The 17,754-nt window shown below is 67.6% G+C and carries 18 protein-coding genes; 10 read left to right on the forward strand and 8 right to left on the reverse strand.

Annotation, left to right across the window (positions count from 1 at the left end):
• The first annotated feature begins 41 nt into the window (after positions 1–41).
• From D514_RS26605 to D514_RS26615, 3 genes are read left to right on the forward strand one after another with little or no spacing between them, the layout of a single operon-like run.
• Positions 42–2,939 carry a YhgE/Pip domain-containing protein gene (locus tag D514_RS26605; protein WP_017829362.1) on the forward strand — a complete coding sequence of 966 codons (2,898 nt, stop codon included), beginning with the start codon at positions 42–44 and terminating at the stop codon, positions 2,937–2,939.
• Positions 2,936–5,116 carry a YhgE/Pip domain-containing protein gene (locus D514_RS26610; protein ID WP_017829363.1) on the forward strand — a complete coding sequence of 727 codons (2,181 nt, stop codon included), beginning with the start codon at positions 2,936–2,938 and terminating at the stop codon, positions 5,114–5,116. The genes D514_RS26605 and D514_RS26610 overlap by 4 nt, the downstream gene beginning before the upstream one ends.
• A 28-nt stretch (positions 5,117–5,144) precedes the next feature.
• Positions 5,145–5,762, forward strand: coding sequence for a TetR/AcrR family transcriptional regulator (locus tag D514_RS26615; RefSeq protein WP_017829364.1), 618 nt, complete (start codon positions 5,145–5,147; stop codon positions 5,760–5,762).
• Here D514_RS26615 and D514_RS0119235 read toward each other — a convergent pair.
• Together D514_RS0119235 and D514_RS26620 are read right to left on the reverse strand one after the other, a co-directional pair.
• Positions 5,728–6,309 (reverse strand): BLUF domain-containing protein, encoded by a 582-nt coding sequence (locus D514_RS0119235; RefSeq protein WP_017829365.1) that lies wholly within the window; start codon positions 6,307–6,309, stop codon positions 5,728–5,730. The two genes, D514_RS26615 and D514_RS0119235, sit on opposite strands and share 35 nt — an antisense overlap.
• Positions 6,306–6,560, reverse strand: a complete 255-nt coding sequence (locus D514_RS26620) for a hypothetical protein (RefSeq protein ID WP_017829366.1) — start codon at positions 6,558–6,560, stop codon at positions 6,306–6,308. The genes D514_RS0119235 and D514_RS26620 overlap by 4 nt, the downstream gene beginning before the upstream one ends.
• Before the next feature lie 393 nt (positions 6,561–6,953).
• Here D514_RS26620 and D514_RS26625 point away from each other — a divergent pair, with 393 nt between their 5' ends.
• From D514_RS26625 to D514_RS38925, 4 genes are all read left to right on the forward strand, one after another.
• Complete coding sequence (locus tag D514_RS26625) at positions 6,954–8,354, forward strand: threonine/serine exporter ThrE family protein (protein ID WP_017829367.1); 1,401 nt, start codon at positions 6,954–6,956, stop codon at positions 8,352–8,354.
• Between the two features lie 58 nt (positions 8,355–8,412).
• A complete protein-coding gene (locus D514_RS26630) occupies positions 8,413–9,483 on the forward strand; it encodes a hypothetical protein (RefSeq protein ID WP_144052964.1) in 1,071 nt (356 codons plus the stop codon).
• Between the two features lie 190 nt (positions 9,484–9,673).
• A complete protein-coding gene (locus tag D514_RS26635; RefSeq protein ID WP_236610921.1) occupies positions 9,674–9,949 on the forward strand; it encodes a hypothetical protein in 276 nt (91 codons plus the stop codon).
• A gap of 120 nt (positions 9,950–10,069) precedes the next feature.
• Entirely contained in the window at positions 10,070–10,210 is a 141-nt protein-coding gene (locus tag D514_RS38925) for a hypothetical protein (protein ID WP_017829370.1), read from the forward strand.
• Between the two features lie 31 nt (positions 10,211–10,241).
• On the opposite strand, the gene D514_RS26640 is transcribed toward D514_RS38925, so the two are convergent.
• The 5 genes from D514_RS26640 to D514_RS26660 form a co-directional block, all read right to left on the reverse strand.
• Positions 10,242–10,814 carry a hypothetical protein gene (locus D514_RS26640; RefSeq protein ID WP_017829371.1) on the reverse strand — a complete coding sequence of 191 codons (573 nt, stop codon included), beginning with the start codon at positions 10,812–10,814 and terminating at the stop codon, positions 10,242–10,244.
• Positions 10,815–10,849: 35 nt separating this feature from the next.
• Positions 10,850–12,523, reverse strand: a complete 1,674-nt coding sequence (locus D514_RS26645; RefSeq protein WP_020380573.1) for a hypothetical protein — start codon at positions 12,521–12,523, stop codon at positions 10,850–10,852.
• Positions 12,524–12,537: 14 nt separating this feature from the next.
• Positions 12,538–12,834, reverse strand: a complete 297-nt coding sequence (locus D514_RS26650) for a hypothetical protein (RefSeq protein ID WP_017829372.1) — start codon at positions 12,832–12,834, stop codon at positions 12,538–12,540.
• A gap of 97 nt (positions 12,835–12,931) precedes the next feature.
• The gene (locus D514_RS26655; RefSeq protein ID WP_017829373.1) at positions 12,932–13,969 is read right to left on the reverse strand and encodes a methionine synthase; all 1,038 of its coding nucleotides are present in this window, start codon (positions 13,967–13,969) and stop codon (positions 12,932–12,934) included.
• A gap of 20 nt (positions 13,970–13,989) precedes the next feature.
• A complete protein-coding gene (locus D514_RS26660; RefSeq protein WP_017829374.1) occupies positions 13,990–14,994 on the reverse strand; it encodes a DUF1852 domain-containing protein in 1,005 nt (334 codons plus the stop codon).
• 122 nt (positions 14,995–15,116) lie between these two features.
• On the opposite strand from D514_RS26660, the gene D514_RS26665 reads away from it, so the two are divergent.
• Positions 15,117–16,058 carry a LysR family transcriptional regulator gene (locus D514_RS26665; RefSeq protein ID WP_017829375.1) on the forward strand — a complete coding sequence of 314 codons (942 nt, stop codon included), beginning with the start codon at positions 15,117–15,119 and terminating at the stop codon, positions 16,056–16,058.
• Here the strand turns inward: D514_RS26665 and D514_RS26670 are convergent.
• Positions 16,001–16,525 (reverse strand): BLUF domain-containing protein, encoded by a 525-nt coding sequence (locus tag D514_RS26670; protein ID WP_017829376.1) that lies wholly within the window; start codon positions 16,523–16,525, stop codon positions 16,001–16,003. The two genes, D514_RS26665 and D514_RS26670, sit on opposite strands and share 58 nt — an antisense overlap.
• A 461-nt stretch (positions 16,526–16,986) precedes the next feature.
• Between D514_RS26670 and D514_RS26675 the strand changes: the two genes are divergently transcribed.
• Both D514_RS26675 and D514_RS26680 read left to right on the forward strand, forming a co-directional pair.
• Positions 16,987–17,424, forward strand: coding sequence for a hypothetical protein (locus D514_RS26675; RefSeq protein WP_017829377.1), 438 nt, complete (start codon positions 16,987–16,989; stop codon positions 17,422–17,424).
• Positions 17,421–17,720 carry an SHOCT domain-containing protein gene (locus D514_RS26680; protein WP_017829378.1) on the forward strand — a complete coding sequence of 100 codons (300 nt, stop codon included), beginning with the start codon at positions 17,421–17,423 and terminating at the stop codon, positions 17,718–17,720. Before D514_RS26675 ends, D514_RS26680 begins: the two co-directional genes overlap by 4 nt.
• Positions 17,721–17,754 lie beyond the last annotated feature (34 nt).

Raw genomic sequence — 17,754 nt, forward strand, 5'->3', positions numbered from 1 at the left:
AACTTGCACGTTCGTGTGCACGTAACGTGTAAACTCGTCCCGTGAAACAGAGCTGGCGGATCTACAAGCGCGACGTCAAGAGACTCTCCCGCGTACCCAAAGCCTGGATCATCATCATCGGGGTGCTCATCACCCCGGCCCTGTACGCGTGGTTCAACATCAACGCGTTCTGGGACCCCTACGCCAACACCGCGAACATCCGCGTGGCAGTGGTCGATCTCGACGAGGGCGCCACCTCCGACCTCACCGGACACATCGACATCGGCGAGCAGGTGACCGAGCAGCTCCAGGACAACGACCAGCTCGGTTGGCAGTTCATGGGCGAAGACGAGGCCCAGGAGGCGGTGAGAAAGGGCGACGTCTACGCCGCCATCGTCATTCCCGCACAGTTCAGTGAAGATCTGCTCAGCATCACCAGCGGCGACTTCACCCAGCCGGCACTGCAGTACTACGTCAACGAGAAGGCCGGGGCGATCGCGCCGAAGATCACCGACGTCGGCGCCTCCGAGCTCGACAAACAGGTCACCACCGCCTTCAAGGAGCAGGTGGCGCTCGCCGCGACGAACGCCCTCAAAGACGTCGGCGACTCCACGGAGCTGCGGCTGCTGAACGCCAGGGACAACACCCTCAACGCCTTCGACCAGGCAACCCAGACCCTCTCGTCAGCGCGCGAGAACCTCGCAGAGACGCAGGAGGGGCTCACATCCTCCCGCGGCACCCTCTCGTCAGCGCGGGGCACGCTCGGCGACGTCGACAAGACGCTCGGCGACGTGCAGAAGTCGCTCGCCCAGACGCAGTCGATCATCGCCGAGACGCAGAAGGAGGTGATCGCCTTCACCGACAGCGCCACCACGGCGTTCCTGAAGGGCACCACCCTCCTCGCCGACGCCTCCTCGAAGGCGAACGTCTCGATCACCCGTCTCACCCAGAGCCTCGAACAGGCGGGCGTGCGCATCGACGCCGGGATCGACGACGTCTCGAACGTGTTGAAGGCGAACGAGGCGGCGGCCGCCCGGCTGCAGACGCTTCTCGACAACACCGACCTCAGCGATGACACGAAGCAGCGCCTGACCGAGGTCATCGCCTCGCTCCAACAGCGCAATGCCACCGACCAGCAGCTGCTCGCGGATCTGAAGACCCTGAAGGCCGGCGCCTCCGACACCGTGGCTTCCATTCAGGCGACGGCCGACGCCGTGGACCGGGCGATGCAGGACACCCGGGATGCCTCTGCGGCGATGCGCGACATCCTCACCCGCACCGTACCCTCGCTCAACAGCGCCATGTCGCAGCTGTCGGCGAGCGTCGGCTCGTTCTCGGCGGCGCTGGATGCGCAGAAGGGCGTGCTCGCACAGGCCGATCAGCTGCTCGCCGGTCTGGACTCGCAGCTCGTGGCCACGTCATCGGCGCTGCAGAGCTTCGACAACGACCTCGCGGGCATCGAGCAGGGACTGCAGACGTCGCGCACCGACGTCGTCGCTCTCAGCGCCGCATCCGAGTGGGGCCTGCTGGGCACCCTGACCGATCTGGAGCCCGAGCAGATCGCCCAGTTCATCTCCTCGCCCGTCGAGGTCGACGAGCACCTGGTGTTCCCCGTCGACACCTACGGGTCGGCGATGGCCGCGCTCTTCACGAACCTGTCGCTGTGGATCGGCGCCTTCGTGCTCATGGTGATCTTCCGCGTCGAGGTCGACACCGAGGGCGTCGAAGACGTCACCGTGCGCCAGGCCTACTTCGGCCGCTTCTTCCTCTTCGCCACGCTCGCCATCGGCCAGGCGCTGATCGTGTGCATCGGCAACCTCATCATCGGTGTGCAGACCGTCAGCGCCGCGGCCTTCGTCGGCACCGGGGTGCTCATCGCCCTCGCCTACGTGAGCATCATCTACGCGCTCTGCGTGGCATTCGGCCACGTCGGCCGCGGCCTGTGCATCCTGCTGGTGATCATGCAGATCCCGGGCGCATCCGGCCTGTACCCGATCGAGCTGATGCCCGGATTCTTCCGTGCGATCTACCCGCTCCTGCCGTTCTCCTACGGTATCGACGCGATGCGGGAGACGATCGGGGGCTTCTACGGCGCCCACTACTGGCGCTTCCTCGGCGCTCTCGCCGTGTTCGTCGCTCTCGCGTTCCTCGTCGGGCTCATCCTGCGGCGCCGTCTCGCCAACTTCACCCTGCTCTTCAACCGCCAGGTGCTCTCGACCGATCTGCTGATCGGCGAGAAGGTGCAGGTCGTCGGCAGCGGGTACCGGCTCACCGACGTGATCAGGGCGCTGTCGAACCGCGCCGAGTACCGCGACGACCTCGCTCGACGGGCAGAGCCGTTCACCCGCCGCTACCCGACGCTGCTGAAGGCGACGGTGCTCACGGGAACCGCGGGCCTCGTCGTGCTCGGTATCCTCACCTGGGCGCTTCCCGGCTCGAAGGCACTGCTGCTGGGACTGTGGACCCTCTGGATCCTGCTGGTCATCGGATTCCTCGTGACCATCGAGTACATCAAGCACAGTTTCGAGAACGGCGAGGAGGTCGCCGCTCTCGACGAGGCGGAACTGCGTCAGCTCGCCCTCGCGGGCCCCGCCGGCCATGCGGCGGTCCTGCCCGTCACGACAGCCGCACCGCTGCCCTCGACCCCCTCCGCCCCGATCGCCGTCACCGAGGCCGAGGCCCCGGTGACGGATGCGACGACCGAGCGGGACGAACCGGCCGCCGGTGTCGAGGCCGACGCCCTGCTCACGGAGTGGTTCGGTTCCGAACCACAGCCCGACGCCGCCCCGGAACCGGACCCCGGCGCCGAACCGGATGCCGAGCCCGTGCTGCCCGAGACGACCGCGGCGGTGGACGCCCCGGAGGACGAGGGACCGACACGATCGGCAGAACCGGAACCGGAGCCGGAAGAGGACGAACGGGCCGAGCACCAGCGAGCAGAAGGAGAGGACCGCGCGTGAAGGACATCCTGCACCTGACACTGCGCGACGTTCGTCACGCCACCCAGAACGTGATGGCATGCATCGTCCTGTTCGGTCTCGTCGTGATCCCCTCCCTGTTCACCTGGTTCAACGTGATCGCCAGCTGGGATCCGTTCGCGAATACGAAGGACCTGAAGATCGCGGTCGCGAGCACCGATGCCGGTTACGAGAGCGACCTCGTCCCGATCCGCGTGAACGTCGGGGAGCAGGTTCTCTCTCAGCTCCGCGGGAACGACCAGCTCGACTGGGTCATCACCGATGAGCACGACGCGATCGATGGGACGAAGTCGGGCGAGTACTACGCCGCGATCGTGCTGCCCGAGACCTTCAGCGCGGACATGCTGACCTTCTACGCCGATGGGGGCGACCGCACGCACATCGCGCTCTACACGAACGAGAAGAAGAACGCGCTGGCGCCGAAGATCACCGGACAGGGCGCGGAAGGGGTGTCGTCCGAGATCAGCGACACATTCGCCCAGACGCTCGGCGACGTCGCACTCGGCCTCGTCGCGTCGTTGTCGGACTACCTCACGGATGAGGACACGCAGGCGGCGCTCACCCGGGTCGAAGCGCGCCTGGGGAGTGTGGGTGATCAGCTGCGCTCCGGTGCGCACACGGCCGACACCTTCACCGCTCTGCTCGAGGGGAGCCGGCCCCTGCTCGACAGCGCCTCGGCCCTGGTCGACACGGCCGGTGACGCCTTCACGGACACCAAGGGCGCGCTCGGCAGCGGGGTGGACGCGGCGAACACGCTGAAGTCCACTCTGCAGACGGCGGCACAGTCGCTCGCCGACGCCCTCGCGGCGACCTCGAACAGCTACGACGCCGTAGGACAGCGCATCGATGAGCTGTACGCCGCGGGCGACACTCTCAGCGGCGCCCAGGTGCAGGCGATCACCACACTCGCCGAGCGTGTGCAGCAGCAAGCCGATCAGTACGCGGCGCTCAAGAACACGCTGGAGACCGAGGTCGGACCGAACCTGCCGGAATCCGCGCAATCCGACTTCGACGCCCTGATCAGCCGACTCGACGAGGCGATCGCGCGGCAGCAGGCCCTGCAGGATCGCCTCCAGACAGCGGCGACCGACATCGCCGCCGGCAATGACGCGGCGCAGAGCTCCCAACAGGAGATCTCCGCCGCCATCGCCGAGGCCAAGAAGGCGCTCGCCGATGCACGGAGCACCTACGACAACGGCCTGAAGGCGCAGCTGAGTTCGCTGTCGACGACTCTCTCCCAGATCGGGTCCGATGTCTCGGCGATCCGCTCCGATCTGTCCGGCATCACCTCGGGCCTGTCCGGTGCCTCCGACTCCGTGCTGTCCACGCTGTCGCGCGCTCAGGAGGCCACGACGCAGCTGTCGGCATCGCTGAACACGATGGCCGACAGATTCGACACCGTCCAGCAGTCGATCGCGAAGGCCGCCGACACCGGCGACCTCAGCGAACTGACCGGCGCCGACCCCGGTGTGCTCGCCACGTCTCTCGCCGAGCCGGTGCGCCTGGACCGCACCGCGGTCTTCCCCGTGGCGGGATTCGGTGCGGCCATGGCGCCGCTGTACATGATCCTCGCGCTCTGGGTGGGCGCGCTTCTGATGACCGTGACGATCCGCGTGGACGTGAACGCCGAGACGCTCCCCGACCGCGCTGAACTCACGCCGACGCAGAAGTACCTCGGCCGCTACGGCATCTTCGGGCTGGTCGGTCTCGCACAGAGCACGCTGCTGACCCTCGGGCTGATCCTCTTCGTCCAGGTCGAACCCGCGCATTCGCTTCTGCTGATCCTGGCAGGCTGGGCGATCTCGACCGTGTTCACGCTCATCGTGTACACCGCGGTGGTCGCTTTCGGCAATGCGGGCAAGGCGCTCTCGGTGCTGCTCCTGGTGATCCAGATCTCGGGCTCGGGCGGCGCGTACCCGCTGCAGCTGCTGCCGGACTGGTTCCAGAGCATCAGTCCGTTCCTTCCCGCGACCTACGCGGTGAACATGGTGAGGTCGGCGATCGCCGGCGTCTATCAGGCCGACTTCTGGTGGGCGCTGGGTGCTCTCGCGCTGTTCATCATCCCGGCACTGCTCCTCGGGCTCGTGCTGCGACGCCCCCTGATGACGTACAACCGCAAGCTGGTCGAAGCCCTCGCGTCGACCAAGCTGATGTCCTGATCCCCGCGACTCCGCGAAAGGACCCGAAGTGACCGCACCGAATCCGCCGCGTCGACGCGACGCCCTGGCGAACCGCGAGGCCCTGCTGCGCGCGGCGCAGTCGGTGCTCGCGAGCAACCCCACAGCGTCGCTCGACGCGATCGCCCAGGCCGCAGGCCTCACTCGCCGAGCCGTCTACGGCCACTTCGCCGACCGTGACAGCCTGCTGCGGGAGGTGATCGCCGTGGGCGCTCAGCGCTTCAACGCGATCGCCGAGGCCACCGATGAGTCCGACCCCCGGGTGACCCTGGCACGGATGGCGACGCGTCTGTGGCGGGAGGCTTCCGCTGTGCGCGCCTCGGCCAACATCGCCCTCGACGACGCGCATCTGACCGACACCGTGCTCGCCCTCGCGCCGCTGCGTCACCGCATCCGCGATCTGACCCGGGCCGGTGTCGACTCCGGGGCGTTCCGCGGCGATATGCCCGCCGAGCTGCTCGCCTTCCTCATCGAGGAGACGGCCCGAGCCACGCTGCGCGAGCTGCGGCTCACCACGGCCGACGCCGACTCGACCGTCGTGCGCGTCGTGCTCAGCATCGTGGGGCTCTCGTGGAGGGAGCAGGCCGAGCTCATCAGCGCGCACCCCGAGATCTTCGCCCAGGACTGAGCCAGCGGGCGAGCGACCCGTCGGCGGCACCCGCTCGAAGGCGGGTCAGACGCTCACGTCGTCGCGGCGCACGACCCCCGTCGCACCCCGTGGAAGCTCTGCCCGGATCCCGCGCGCGCACGCGGAACCAGAGCGTGAGCTCGGTCAACGCCCTGACGGTGGTGTCGATGTCCGATCCGGCATCCAGGTCGGCGAAGGAGTCGCGATACCCGGGCGGACGGCTCTCTCCGTGGTTGAGAACCCGGTACCCCATGGTCCAATCCGCGAACCGGCGCTCGGCGATCGGCTCTTCCAGGAGCACGCGCAGGTCGTGATGGCGGGAGTCGCTCCGGATGATGTCGACGAGCTCGGCAACCGTGTCCGGATGCCCCTCCAGCACCTGGATGAAGCGTCCGTCTCGATGAAGGAGCAGTCCGGTGATCCCCTGCCCGTCATTGCGTCGTCGGCAGACAGCCAGGAGATGCTCGAGCGCGGTCTCCCGAAACGGCTGAGAAGCAGTGCTGGTGTAGACGAGAGAGATCAGGTCGGTCGCCACTGTGGTGCTCACAGCGCCACCCCCTGCTCGCTCCCGTCGACCTGCAGCGACGCCGGGTTCGAAAGCTGCTCTACGGCGGTCGTCGCCGCCTGCAGCGTCGCGAAATCTCCGACGGGCGAAGACCGGGCGTCGAACGCGCGATATCCGCCATCGCCCTGCCTGTCGACGTATCCCAGAAAGTCGCCACGCCGGCTTCCGACGTGGAAGCCTACTTCGACGCATGCCCAGAGGACATCGTTATCAGGTCGGACATCGTGCGGCACCTCAGCAGGATATGCGTGCGGTGTGCGCAGCGCCCTCCCCTTTACATCCGCCGTACCTGTGCGCTAAGCGCGAGCGCCATGATCGATGTCGATGTCGCTAGTCCGCCCGCGTCCGCTCGATAGCAGCGTCGCCGCCCGTGCGTCAAGGGACGGCGGACGATAGGGGCGCTCGCCTCGTGCGTGCGTATCGTGGAGGACACGAAGAGTCGCTTGAGCGCTCTGAGTCGGTCGAACCGGCGCGCATTCGGATTCTCTCTCGGGTCTGGGATGCGGCTCGGGGGTCGGTGCGCATGCGCAGCTTCTCACTCGATTTCGCCGGTCCTCCGCGTTCGGGTCGCGGAGGACCGGACAGTCTTCCCCCCGATCGACGGCACGGACGGGAGAATGGACGATATGTCCGCGAGATCCCGCCGGCCGCTGCTCTCCTCCGTGCGCCGCCTGCTGCACACCGATCCCTCGGCGGTCGCACACACCGAGGCCATGCCGGTCATCGACGAACGCACGGTTCCCCGGGTGCTCGATCTGGCCACGCGCATCGGAGAATCGATGTTCGCGGTCGGAGCCTCGGCGCACGAGGTCACGCTCGCCATCACCCGGGTGTGCGACGCCTACGGGATGCGGGGCGTGCAGGTCGACGTCACGTACAACTCGATCACCGTGTCGTTCCATCTGAGCGGCGAGGTCTGGCCCGAGACGCTCGTGCGCGTCGTGCGCGTCACCGCCCCCGACCACGCGAAGCTGCAGCGCGTGCAGGCCCTGGTCGCCGACATCGACGGTGGACTCGACCTCGAATCCGCACGCACGACGTTCCGTGCCATCCGACGGGTGCCGTTCCGCTACCAGCAGCCCGTCGTCATCGTCGCCAGAGCCCTCCTCGCCGTGGGCGTGAGCATCATGCTGGGCGCCTCGCCGATCATCGTCGGCCTCACCTTCGTCGCCGCCCTGTGCGCCGCACTCACGCAGGCCGGTCTCGCCCGACTGCGCGTGCCCCTGTTCTTCAGCCAGATCGCCGGAGGCTTCGTGACGACCGTCGTGGCCGTCGTGGTCTCCGCCCTCGGCACCGCGGGGATAGAGCCGTTCGTCGGCATCCGCCCTTCGATCATCGTCGCCTCCGGGATCGTGCTGATGCTCGCCGGCCTCACCGTGGTCGGTGCGGCACAGGATGCGATCGACGGCTTCGCGTTGACCGCGGGCGGACGCATCCTCGATCTGACCATGCAGACCCTCGGCGTCGTGATCGGCATCCTCGTCGGCCTGGAGCTCGGCGGCGTCCTGGGGTTCACCATGGGCCTGCCCGACGATCCTGCGCCGTTCGGCCCGCTCGTGAACCAGTTCGCAGGGGCGATCATCATCGCCGTGGCCGTGGCCGTGTTCAACGGCGCCGGCCTCCGGATCATCCTGGTCAGCGCGCTGCTCAGCGCGGTCACTCTCGCGGGCTACTCCGCCTCGGTCGCGCTGAACCTGCATCCGGCTGCGGCGAGCGCGGTCGGCGCCCTGCTCGCGAGCTTCCTCGGGATGCTGATCGCCCGCAACCTCCACGTGCCCTCGGTCGCGGTGACCACCGCGGCGATCGTGCCCCTCGTTCCCGGTGTCGCCGTGTTCCAGGGACTGCTCGAGATGGTCCACGCCGCCGGCACCTCCACCGGCATGCTGCTCGCCGGCGGGTCGCTCATCGATGCCGCGGTCATCGGCATCGGCCTGGCATCCGGCGCGTCACTCGGCCTGTACCTGGGCACCCCGGTGCGCGCCACTCTCGCGAGCGTCGCGAAGACCCGCGCCCGCGTGCGCCGCTGACCCGAGAGTCGGCTGGGGATCCCGGTGCTCGACGCCCGTTGCCGAATAGGCTTCACCCGTGACTCCGGCTCCGCGTTCGCCTCGACGGACCATCGTGTGGATCGCCGGCGGTGTCTTCGCGTGCGCGACAGCCGTCGTCTTCTGGGTCGTGTCGGTGTCTTCTGCCTCCTCGGGGGCGTCATCCGTCCTGATCGGACCGCTCGACGAGCTCAGTCTTCTCACCCTGTCCGTGTTCCTCGCGTTCTGCTCCCTCTGCGTCGGCCTGTGGAGCATCGAGGCGCCGCGGAGGATGCTGCCGCTGAAGGTCATCGGCGTCGTCCTGGCCACGTGCGCCGGCGCCCTCGCTGCCCTCGCTGTGGTCTTCACCGTCGACGCGAACGTGACGCCCGTGCTGCACAGAGGCTGCGACACCGGGTACGTGGTCGTCGAGCGCTCGTTCCTCATGGGATCGAGCGGCACGGTGTACCGGCAGGACGGGGCGTTCATCGTCACTCAGGTCGGGAGGTCATCCGGTGACAACGGGCACCAGCCGTTCTCGATGGGCGGCTATGCCGTGACCGAAGAGCGGGGGGTGCTGACCGTCTCCTACGCCGTCAACCGCCCTGTCGCGAGCACGGGGGTCACGGCCGGTTCCGGCACGTCGCTCTCACTCCCGGTTCTCGACGACCGCACGCCGCAGTGCGGGCTGCACATAGCGAGGAGCGCCGATCAGGCTCCGTACCCCCCGATCCCCTCCCCCGAACCGGAGAAGTTGACGGCGGAGACGGTCGACGGGGCGATGAGAGAGATGATCGGCGCGTCGTTCGCAGCCGCTGCGGGAGCGGTCGTCGATGCCTCGGGTACGCCACTGGACGCCTCCTCGCTGCCGTTGTCGTCGACACCCTGCACGGAAGGCCCCGGCACGCAGCGCGAAGTGCAGATCGCGTTCCGCACCGACGACAACAGCCGATCTCTGGAACGGATTCTGGCGGTGTGGGATCAGGCTGGCTATGCGAAGGACCGGGCGATGCAGGAGGACATCCGCTACAGCGAGAGCCGTCCGGTGGCACGCGTGGGCATCAAGGACACCACGAGCCTCGACGGGCTGATCCACCTGACGTCGACCTCGGTCTGCATCCCTCCCGCATAGCGTTCCCGATCGCTGTGCGACCGCGGGACGAGTTGAGCAATATATCGGCTCCGGCGTACAATTCTGCTGAATTCTGGCGGGCTGAAGAGCGCCCGTTGACCGCGCGGGTGCCGGACCGGCACCGCCCGGGGGTGGTGCGCTCCTCGGCAGCCGATACCGGCCAACCGATTGGAGTGTTGAGATGTTCACGATGCCCGATCCCCGATTCGAGCTGAGGAAGATCACCGATACCGAGTGGCTGATCCTCGATCACCGCTATGCCCAGGATGACTCACGGCGCACGGTCGCCTGCGTCTATCAGGTCGATGCCGTCGAGGTCGAGGTCGTCTGGTTGCGCGACCTCCCGCTCGCGAGCTCCTACATGTCCGCAGCCGATGTGCTGGAAGACGTGCAGCGCTTCCACACGCCGCGCCGCGCGGGTCGTCCGATCCCGATCCCGCACCTGCCACCCCTCGCCACCACCTGACGGAGGCTCACGCGCAGACGGAATTCTCCGGGTGGACGCGCCCGCCTGTCAACGGGCAGGTGGGCGCGTCTTGCAGAGACGAGACTGATCGATCACCACATCCATCGATCGGAGAATCTGATGTCAGACCCGCAGAACCACGACGGCGACACCCCCGAGGTCGAGGCCGAGGGGATCGATCCCGACATGCCCTCGACCGATGACTCCGACGACGATGAGAAAGACGACGACGAAGGTCTCGACGTCGCCGATCTGCCGTAGCCGTCCCGCGGACGGGAGACGCAGTGGCGGGTCAGCCCTGTCCGGGCTTTCCCCACATCTCCCCGGGGGCGAGGGACGGACATGTCGCGGACGCGCTGAGGGCGGCGACCTCTGCGCGGATCGCGACGCCCGACACCGCCTTCGAGACGGTGTAGACGATGCCCTGCTGCGACTCATCGGCCGGGATGTAGCCCACGAGCACGCCGTCGAGGTTCGGGTCCTCCTCCCACGGTGAGCCCCCCGCCGTGCTGACGAGGTCTGCCGTGGGGTTCTCCCGCAGCCAGTTGGCGGCACCCGCCACCGTGGAGTCGGCGAGGGTCCAGTAGCCCTCGAGCTCGGCGACCGGCCGGCACGGCCACCCCTGATTCGAGTGGAACGAGGCGGGGCTGTCCGCCACGCGCACGGCTCCCGGTGGCACCACGGCCGCGTCCAACCACGCCTGCGCCTGCTGCTCCGCGGCGGCATCGACTCCTGAGGTCTCGACACTCGGAGATGCGGTGGGTTCGCTGGTCGGGGCTGCGGCATCGTCACCGGCGTCGGTGGCGCACCCCGTCAGGACGAGGAGGGCGGACAGGCTGAGGATCAGAGCGGAGCGCCGGCGCATGCCCCCACTATAGGGAGCGCGATCCCCCGCCGATCTCAGGCGAGCGGATGGCGCGCACGCCTCCGGACGAGGAGCATCGCACCGGCGAACGCGAGCGCGCTTCCGAGCCCGATGAGCCCGGGGCCGTCCCCGCCGGAGCGGGCGAGCTCTGCGGGAAGCGTCTGGTTGCCCTGCCCGACAGTCGGAGGCGCGAGAGCGACGACCTCGCGCGTGAGCGTCTGACGCTCCACCGGCACGGCGCCACCTCGAGCATCAGGGCTCGCGGCCTCCACGTCGACCACGATCGCCCCTCCGCCCGTGATCACCAGGGCGGAAAACGACACGGTCACGCTGTCTCCGGGCGCGATCGCTCCCGTCCAGCGCAGCACGTCGCCTTCGACAACGGCGACGCCCGTGGTCGCGCTGATCGGACGATCGATGCGGGCCGCCCGCAGCAGTGATGACAGATCGGCGGTCAGGATCGCCTCCGTCAGCGGTACATTCCCGCTGTTCGTGAGAGTGAAGTCGTAACCGACCCGGTCGCCCGGGCGCAGCGACGTGCCCTCGTCCGGCGATGCCGTCGTGTCGAGGTCGAGTCGCGGCCACGCCGCCTCGGCGACGCCGATGCCTGCGCTTGGCCCCGTGTACATCAGCAGGGTCGACGTCTGGGTCGATCCGGAAGGATCGTGGAGTGCATCCGAGACGCTGCCGATGGTGTTGAACAGCCCCACGAACCGACCGGCCTCCGGCACCGAGGGGTTGTCGGCGGGGAGGTAGGTGACGGCACCCGTGACCTCGCGCGGGGACGAGAGCAGATAGAAGGCACCATCGATCGGGCTCGGGATCGTGGCGCTCACGACCGGGACACCGTCGAGCGAATCGTCGCAGTCGAGGGTGTAGTCGGAGCCGGCGACGAGAACGCTGCCGCCACTGACGGGGATGTTCACGGGCCCGGGGTCTGCGGCGAACTCGCGCAGCTGGACGGCGTCGCAGTCCGGTACCGATCCGCTGAACGGAGCGCTCGGGTCGGCACCCGCGGCCACCCACTGCCCGCCGCGTGCGGCGAGCGCCGAATCACCTTCCGCCTTCGTCTGCACCACGAACCTCCCGGCCGAGGAAGGCGTCGCACCGTGGACCCAGTGCCCGCCGACGTGCTGGAACAGATCGATGGACACCCCGTAGGCGACGTCGACGGTGTGACGCGCACCGTCAGCGGCGAACTCGGCGTGGTAGATCCCTCCCCCGGCGGCGAGGATCCCGCTGCCGACGACCTGGAGGAAGAACGTGAACGTGCCGCTCACCTTCCTGCTGTTCGCGGCGAGCTCGGTGAATGTGCCGGTCATCGTGTCGCCGTCGGCGCCGTGGGCGGTCACGACGACGTCGACGAGGGCCGCTCCCGACGCATCCACGATCGATGCGTCTTCGCTCAAGACGACCCTGGTGCCGGCAGGCGCACGCACCTCGAAGGTGTCGCCGGCGTTCGGGAGTTCCCGCTCGACGGTCACGGTGACGGCGAGAAAGGGCAGGGCAGCCGAGGGGACCAGAGGATTCGACGCCTCGTACGGAGCCGCCGAGATTTCCGTGACCGTGGGGGCGGGTTCCGCCGCGAGCGCGGGGGCGTCGGCGAAGCCGGCGATGCTCGCGGCGCCGACGACGAGACCGACGACGAGCGCGAGCGCGGATCGACGGAGGGAACGACGGATCCCCGCCGCGCGGAAGACCCCTGACACCTCGCTGATGTCGCCTATCCGAGCTGGTCGAGGACGAGTTCTCCGCGGGCGTTGAGGTTCTCCATCATGCGCTCGATCCGCTTCGTGTCGATCTCCGGCATCCTCGAGCCGTCGAACGCGAGGATCAGGGGGATCGCCGGATGCATCCAGATGGTCAGTCGGCCGGCGGGGTTCTTCTCCTCGGGCAGCCAGGTCATCATGAAGCTCTCGTGACGGCGGAGCTTCGTGCCGATCACGATCTTCAGGTGCGCCAACGTCGCATCGTCGACCTCGATCGGAGGACGAGAGCTGTTGTACTCGAGAGTTCCCATGGTCTGAGAATACGCGCTCCTGCCTGCCGCATCTCGTGTCGGCGCCGGGGTCTCGATCGGGACCCTGCGTGCACTCGTCGAGATCCGCCGCAGGAGATCAGACCTCGACGCCGGTGAGTTCCTCGCGAAGCAGAGCAGTGCCCGCGCTGAGCGCTCGCAGCTTGCCGCGCGCGAGGTCACGAGACAACGGCGCCAAGCCGCAGTTCGTGCTCGGGATGAGCTTGTCCGCGTCGACGAAGCGCAGCGCGTTCCTGAGGGTGTCGGCGACCTCCTCCGGGGTCTCGATCGTGGGGCTTGCCACATCGATGGCTCCGAGCATGACCTTCTTGCCCCGGATGAGCTCGATCAGCTCCAGCGGGACGTGCGAGTGGTGGCTCTCCAGCGAGACGATGTCGATGCTGGACTGCTGCAGCAGAGGGAACGACTTCTCGTACTGCCGCCATTCCGACCCGAGAGTCGCCTTCCAGTCCGTGTTCGCCTTGATCCCGTAGCCGTAGCAGATGTGCACCACGGTCTGCGCGCGCAATCCCTCGGCCGCCCTCTCGAGCACTGCCACGCCCCAGTCCTGCACGTCGTCGAAGAAGACGTTGAACGCCGGCTCGTCGAACTGGATGATGTCCACCCCGGCCGCCTCGAGCTCCTTCGCCTCCTGATTGAGGATCGTCGCGAACTCCCAGGCCAGCTTCTCGCGGCTCTTGTAGTGCCGATCGTAGAGGGTGTCGATCATCGTCATCGGGCCGGGCAGTGCCCACTTGATGGGCTGATCGGTCTGCTGGCGGAGGAACTTCGCGTCTTCGACGAACACGGGCTTCTCTCGGCTCACGGCGCCCACGACCGTCGGCACGCTGGCGTCGTACCGGTCGCGGATCCGCACGGTCTCCCGCTGGTCGAAGTCGACACCGGAGAGATGCTCGATGAACGTCGTGACGAAGTGCTGGCGCGTCTGCTCCCCATCGCTGATGATGTCGATGCCGGCCTGGCGCTGATCCTGAACGGCGATGCGGAGCGCATCCTGCGTGCCCTCGACCAGGGCGTCGCCCTGCAGTTTCCACGGAGACCAGAGCGTTTCCGGCTCGGCCAGCCAGGACGGCTTCGGAAGGCTGCCGACGATCGAGATGGGAAGGAGTGTGTGCATGATCGGTGATTCTCCGTTGGTCATCCGACGGGGACCAGGCACGCGTCGGAGTAGCCGGCGGCCCACTGCTCGAGCAGCGCACCGTGCGGCTTCATGAGGTGCTCGTCCGCGTATTTGCCCTGCTCGGTCGCGAGCCGACTGCGCTCGTCGCGGTCGTAGGCGATCTTGGTCACCGAGTAATCCTGCTGCTCCAGCGTCGGCCGGTAGATGCTCGCGGCTTCCGAGTTCGCGTTGTAGATCTCGGGCCGGTAGATCTTCTGGAACGTCTCCATCGTGCTGATCGTGCCGATGAGCTGGAGGTTCGTGTAGTCGCCGAGCAGATCGCCGCGGAAGTAGAACGCCAACGGCGCGACGCTGCCGCGCGGCATGAAGTACCGGACGGAGAGGCCCATCTTGCCGAAGTACTCGTCGGTCAGCGAGGGGTCCTTCTGCTCGTACTCGACACCGAGGATCGGGTGGTGGTTCTCGGTGCGACGGTAGGTCTTGCTCGTCGAGACGCTGATGCAGATCACGGGCGACACGGTGAAGCGCTCCTGATAGGCCTCCGAGTCGAGGAAGTGCTGGAACAGCTTGCCGTGCAGCTCGCCGAAGTCGGCGGGAACGCTGAACCCTCCTGCGGCCTCGCTGGCCGCCGGCAGTCGCACGCTGAAGTCGAAGTCGCGGATGTAGGACGAGAAGTTGTTCCCCACGATGCCGTGGATGCGCGACCCGGTGAGACGGTCGAGGACGTGGATGTCCAGGACCTCGAGCAGCGGGAACTCCTGGTCCTCACCCTCCGCGGCGAATTGCACCGCCACCGAGACGATCTCGAGTTCGACGGTGTAGCGGTCCCGGTCCGGGTTGTCCCAGTGCGCCAGATCGTTGAATCGGCGGTCGATCATCGTCAGGGCGTTGCGGAGATTCTGCTGACGATGCTCCCCCCGCGCCAGGTTGGCGAAGTTCGTGGTGATCCGGGAGTTGTCGGACGGCGAGTAGTCCTCGTCGAATCGGGTGGTCGTGATGCGGAAGGTGAATTCGGATGCCATGAGGGCCAATCGGGGGGTGATCGGCCGGGCTCGGCCTCACGAAACGGGATCCCTCCATCGTGCTGCCGGAGAGCCCCCATCGGGTAATGCGTCGCGACTATGCCGTGACATAGTCTGGGGCTATGGCCAAGCGCTCGAGCGGCATCACCCTGCAGCACCTCACGTACTACATCGAGGTCGCTGCGGAGGGCTCGATCAGCGCCGCCGCCGACCTGCTCTACGTCGCCCAGCCCACCATGTCCGCCGCGATGAAGGACCTCGAGAGCAGAGTGGGGCGCACGCTCCTGCTCCGCTCCGCCCGCGGCGTGACGCTCACCACCGACGGCGTGGAGTTCCTCGGGTATGCCAGGCAGGTCGTCGAGCAGGTGGCACTCCTCGAACAGCGCTACCTCGGCCGACCGCCGTCGCGACGACTGCTCGGAGTGTCGACCCAGCACTACTCGTTCGCGGTCGACGCGCTGGTGCGGATGGTGAAGGCGACCTCGGCGGCGGAGTACGAGTTCTCGCTGCGGGAGACGCGCACGTGGGACATCATCGAAGACGTCCGGACCCTCCGCAGCGAGCTGGGGATCCTCTACCGGAACGACTTCAACCGCAACGTCATCGACAAGTTGCTCCGCGACTCCGGTCTCGCGTTCCATCCGCTCTTCGTCGCGGAACCGCACATCTTCATCTCCCGCAAGAACCCCCTCGCCGCTCGAGAGCGCGTGACACTCGCCGATCTCGCCGACGTACCCAGGCTCACCTTCGACCAGGGCGCCAACAACTCCTTCTACTTCGCCGAGGAGATCCTCTCCACCCTGTCGAGCCCACGGGACATCCGCGTCTCCGACCGCGCCACCATCTTCAACCTGATGATCGGGCTCGACGGATACACCATCTCGACAGGCATCATCAGCGATGACCTCGATCCCGAGATCGTCGCCATCCCCCTCGACATCGACGAACGCATCGAGATCGGCTGGATCGGCCACTCGGCGATCCCCCTCACCGAGCAGGCGCAGCGCTACCTCGCCGAACTGCGCACCGTCGTCTCCGGCTTCGGGGTGGAACTGCTCGGCTGAGGCCGCACACCCACAGCTTCCGCTATCGCTGCCCCGGATTCTCGGACACGGAACCACATCGTCAGCTCCATGAGAGCACGACCGATCATGTCGCGCTCACCCATGCGGAGATCGTCGAACGAGTCCCTGAACCCCTCACTCCTCGCGGCGATCGGCGCCTCGAGTTTCTGGTAGCCCATCGTCCACTGCTCGAATCGCCGTTCGTGAAGGGGCTCCTCGAGCAGGATCCGCACGTCGGTGTGCCGCTGGTCGGCGGTGATCGATGCCATGACGGCCTCGACGTCATAGCGGTCGCCTTCGAGGATCTGGACGAACTCTCCGTCACGGTACAGCAGCAGACCGGTCACGTCACGCGCATCGTTGTTCGACCGGCTCACCGCCAGCAGATCCGCGAGCTCCCTCTCGTCGAACGGATGCGTCGCGGAACTGCAATAGACGAGTGAGATCAGCGGGTGCTCTTCGGTCATCGTCTCTCCCTATCTGCGGCATCGGTGACGGAGTTCATCGCCACCTGGCTGTCCCACGCTGGCCCACAGAGGGGCGGAGGGCGAGGAGAAGGACTCGGACATGACCCCCAGCGTACGGACTCGCAGGTCGACGAAGAAGACGCTCGACACACGACAGTATCGGTGATATCGGCCCTGGCCCATCGAACGGGCCGGTCGCCCAGTCGGCGTCTCGCCGGACTGTCGGGGCGGGCAGCATGCGGAGGATTCCGCGGCGGCCCGCCCCGGGTCGGTGATGAGGGAATCACCGATGGGGCTGGGGGACCCGAAAACCAGCATGTGATGCCTCCGGCCCCTCGAGCAAGCAGGTGCAGCCCCAACCCCCACTAACGGGGGTCTGGGGTGAACGTCGATGCCTCCGGCGTCCGGTCTTCCTACGATGAGGCTGTCAGCCCGCACACCACAAGGAGAGAAGCCCCGCTGTGACCGCACCCGTCTTCGCAGGCCCCGTCGACTACGCCGTCTTCACTTTTCCCCTCGGCGCCTCCCTGCACTCCGGCCTGCTCGCGGTGCGAGAACGCGTCTCGGCGGGCATGATCGATGTGCTCGACATCGACGCCGTGCGACGGGGCGACGATGACCGCGGAGAGCGGATGCCGCTTCCCGAAGTGCTGGACGTCGACCACCCCGACATCCAGCAGCTGGTCGCCGCGCAGTCCTTCCTCCTCGACGACGAAGACCTCACCGACATCGCGACCGAACTCGGAGCCAGTCGGTACGCCCTCGTCATCGTCTACGAAGACCGCTCCCTCGCTCCTGCCGCCGAAGCCTTCGCCCTCGCCGGCGGCCTCGAACTGTTCAGCGGTGCCATGGACATCGCCGATCTCCAAACCGTCGTCGAGAAGGAGGACATCTCATGAGTCTGCTGCGAACAGCCGCCCGCGCCAGCGTCGCGACCCGGGTCATCGGAAACACCCACCGCCGTCAGCAACAGCGATGGGCCGCCCAGGACGCGGCGACCCCCGCCCCGGCACGAGTGCCGACGGCGTCCCCCGCCGTCATCGCAGAGGCGCCGGCCGCTCCCACACCGTCACCTTCCGCACCGACATCGGAAGTGATCGCGCAGCTGACCCAGCTCGCTCAGCTGCGCGACAACGGAGTTCTGACGGAAGAAGAATTCCTCGTGCAGAAGCAGCGCGTCCTGCTCGGCAGCTGATGCGCGGGCGCGGCCTCTGCGGGGTTCGTAGCCT

Source organism: Microbacterium sp. UCD-TDU, from assembly GCF_000340625.1.
In the GTDB taxonomy this organism is placed as follows: Bacteria; Actinomycetota; Actinomycetes; order Actinomycetales; family Microbacteriaceae; genus Microbacterium; species Microbacterium maritypicum.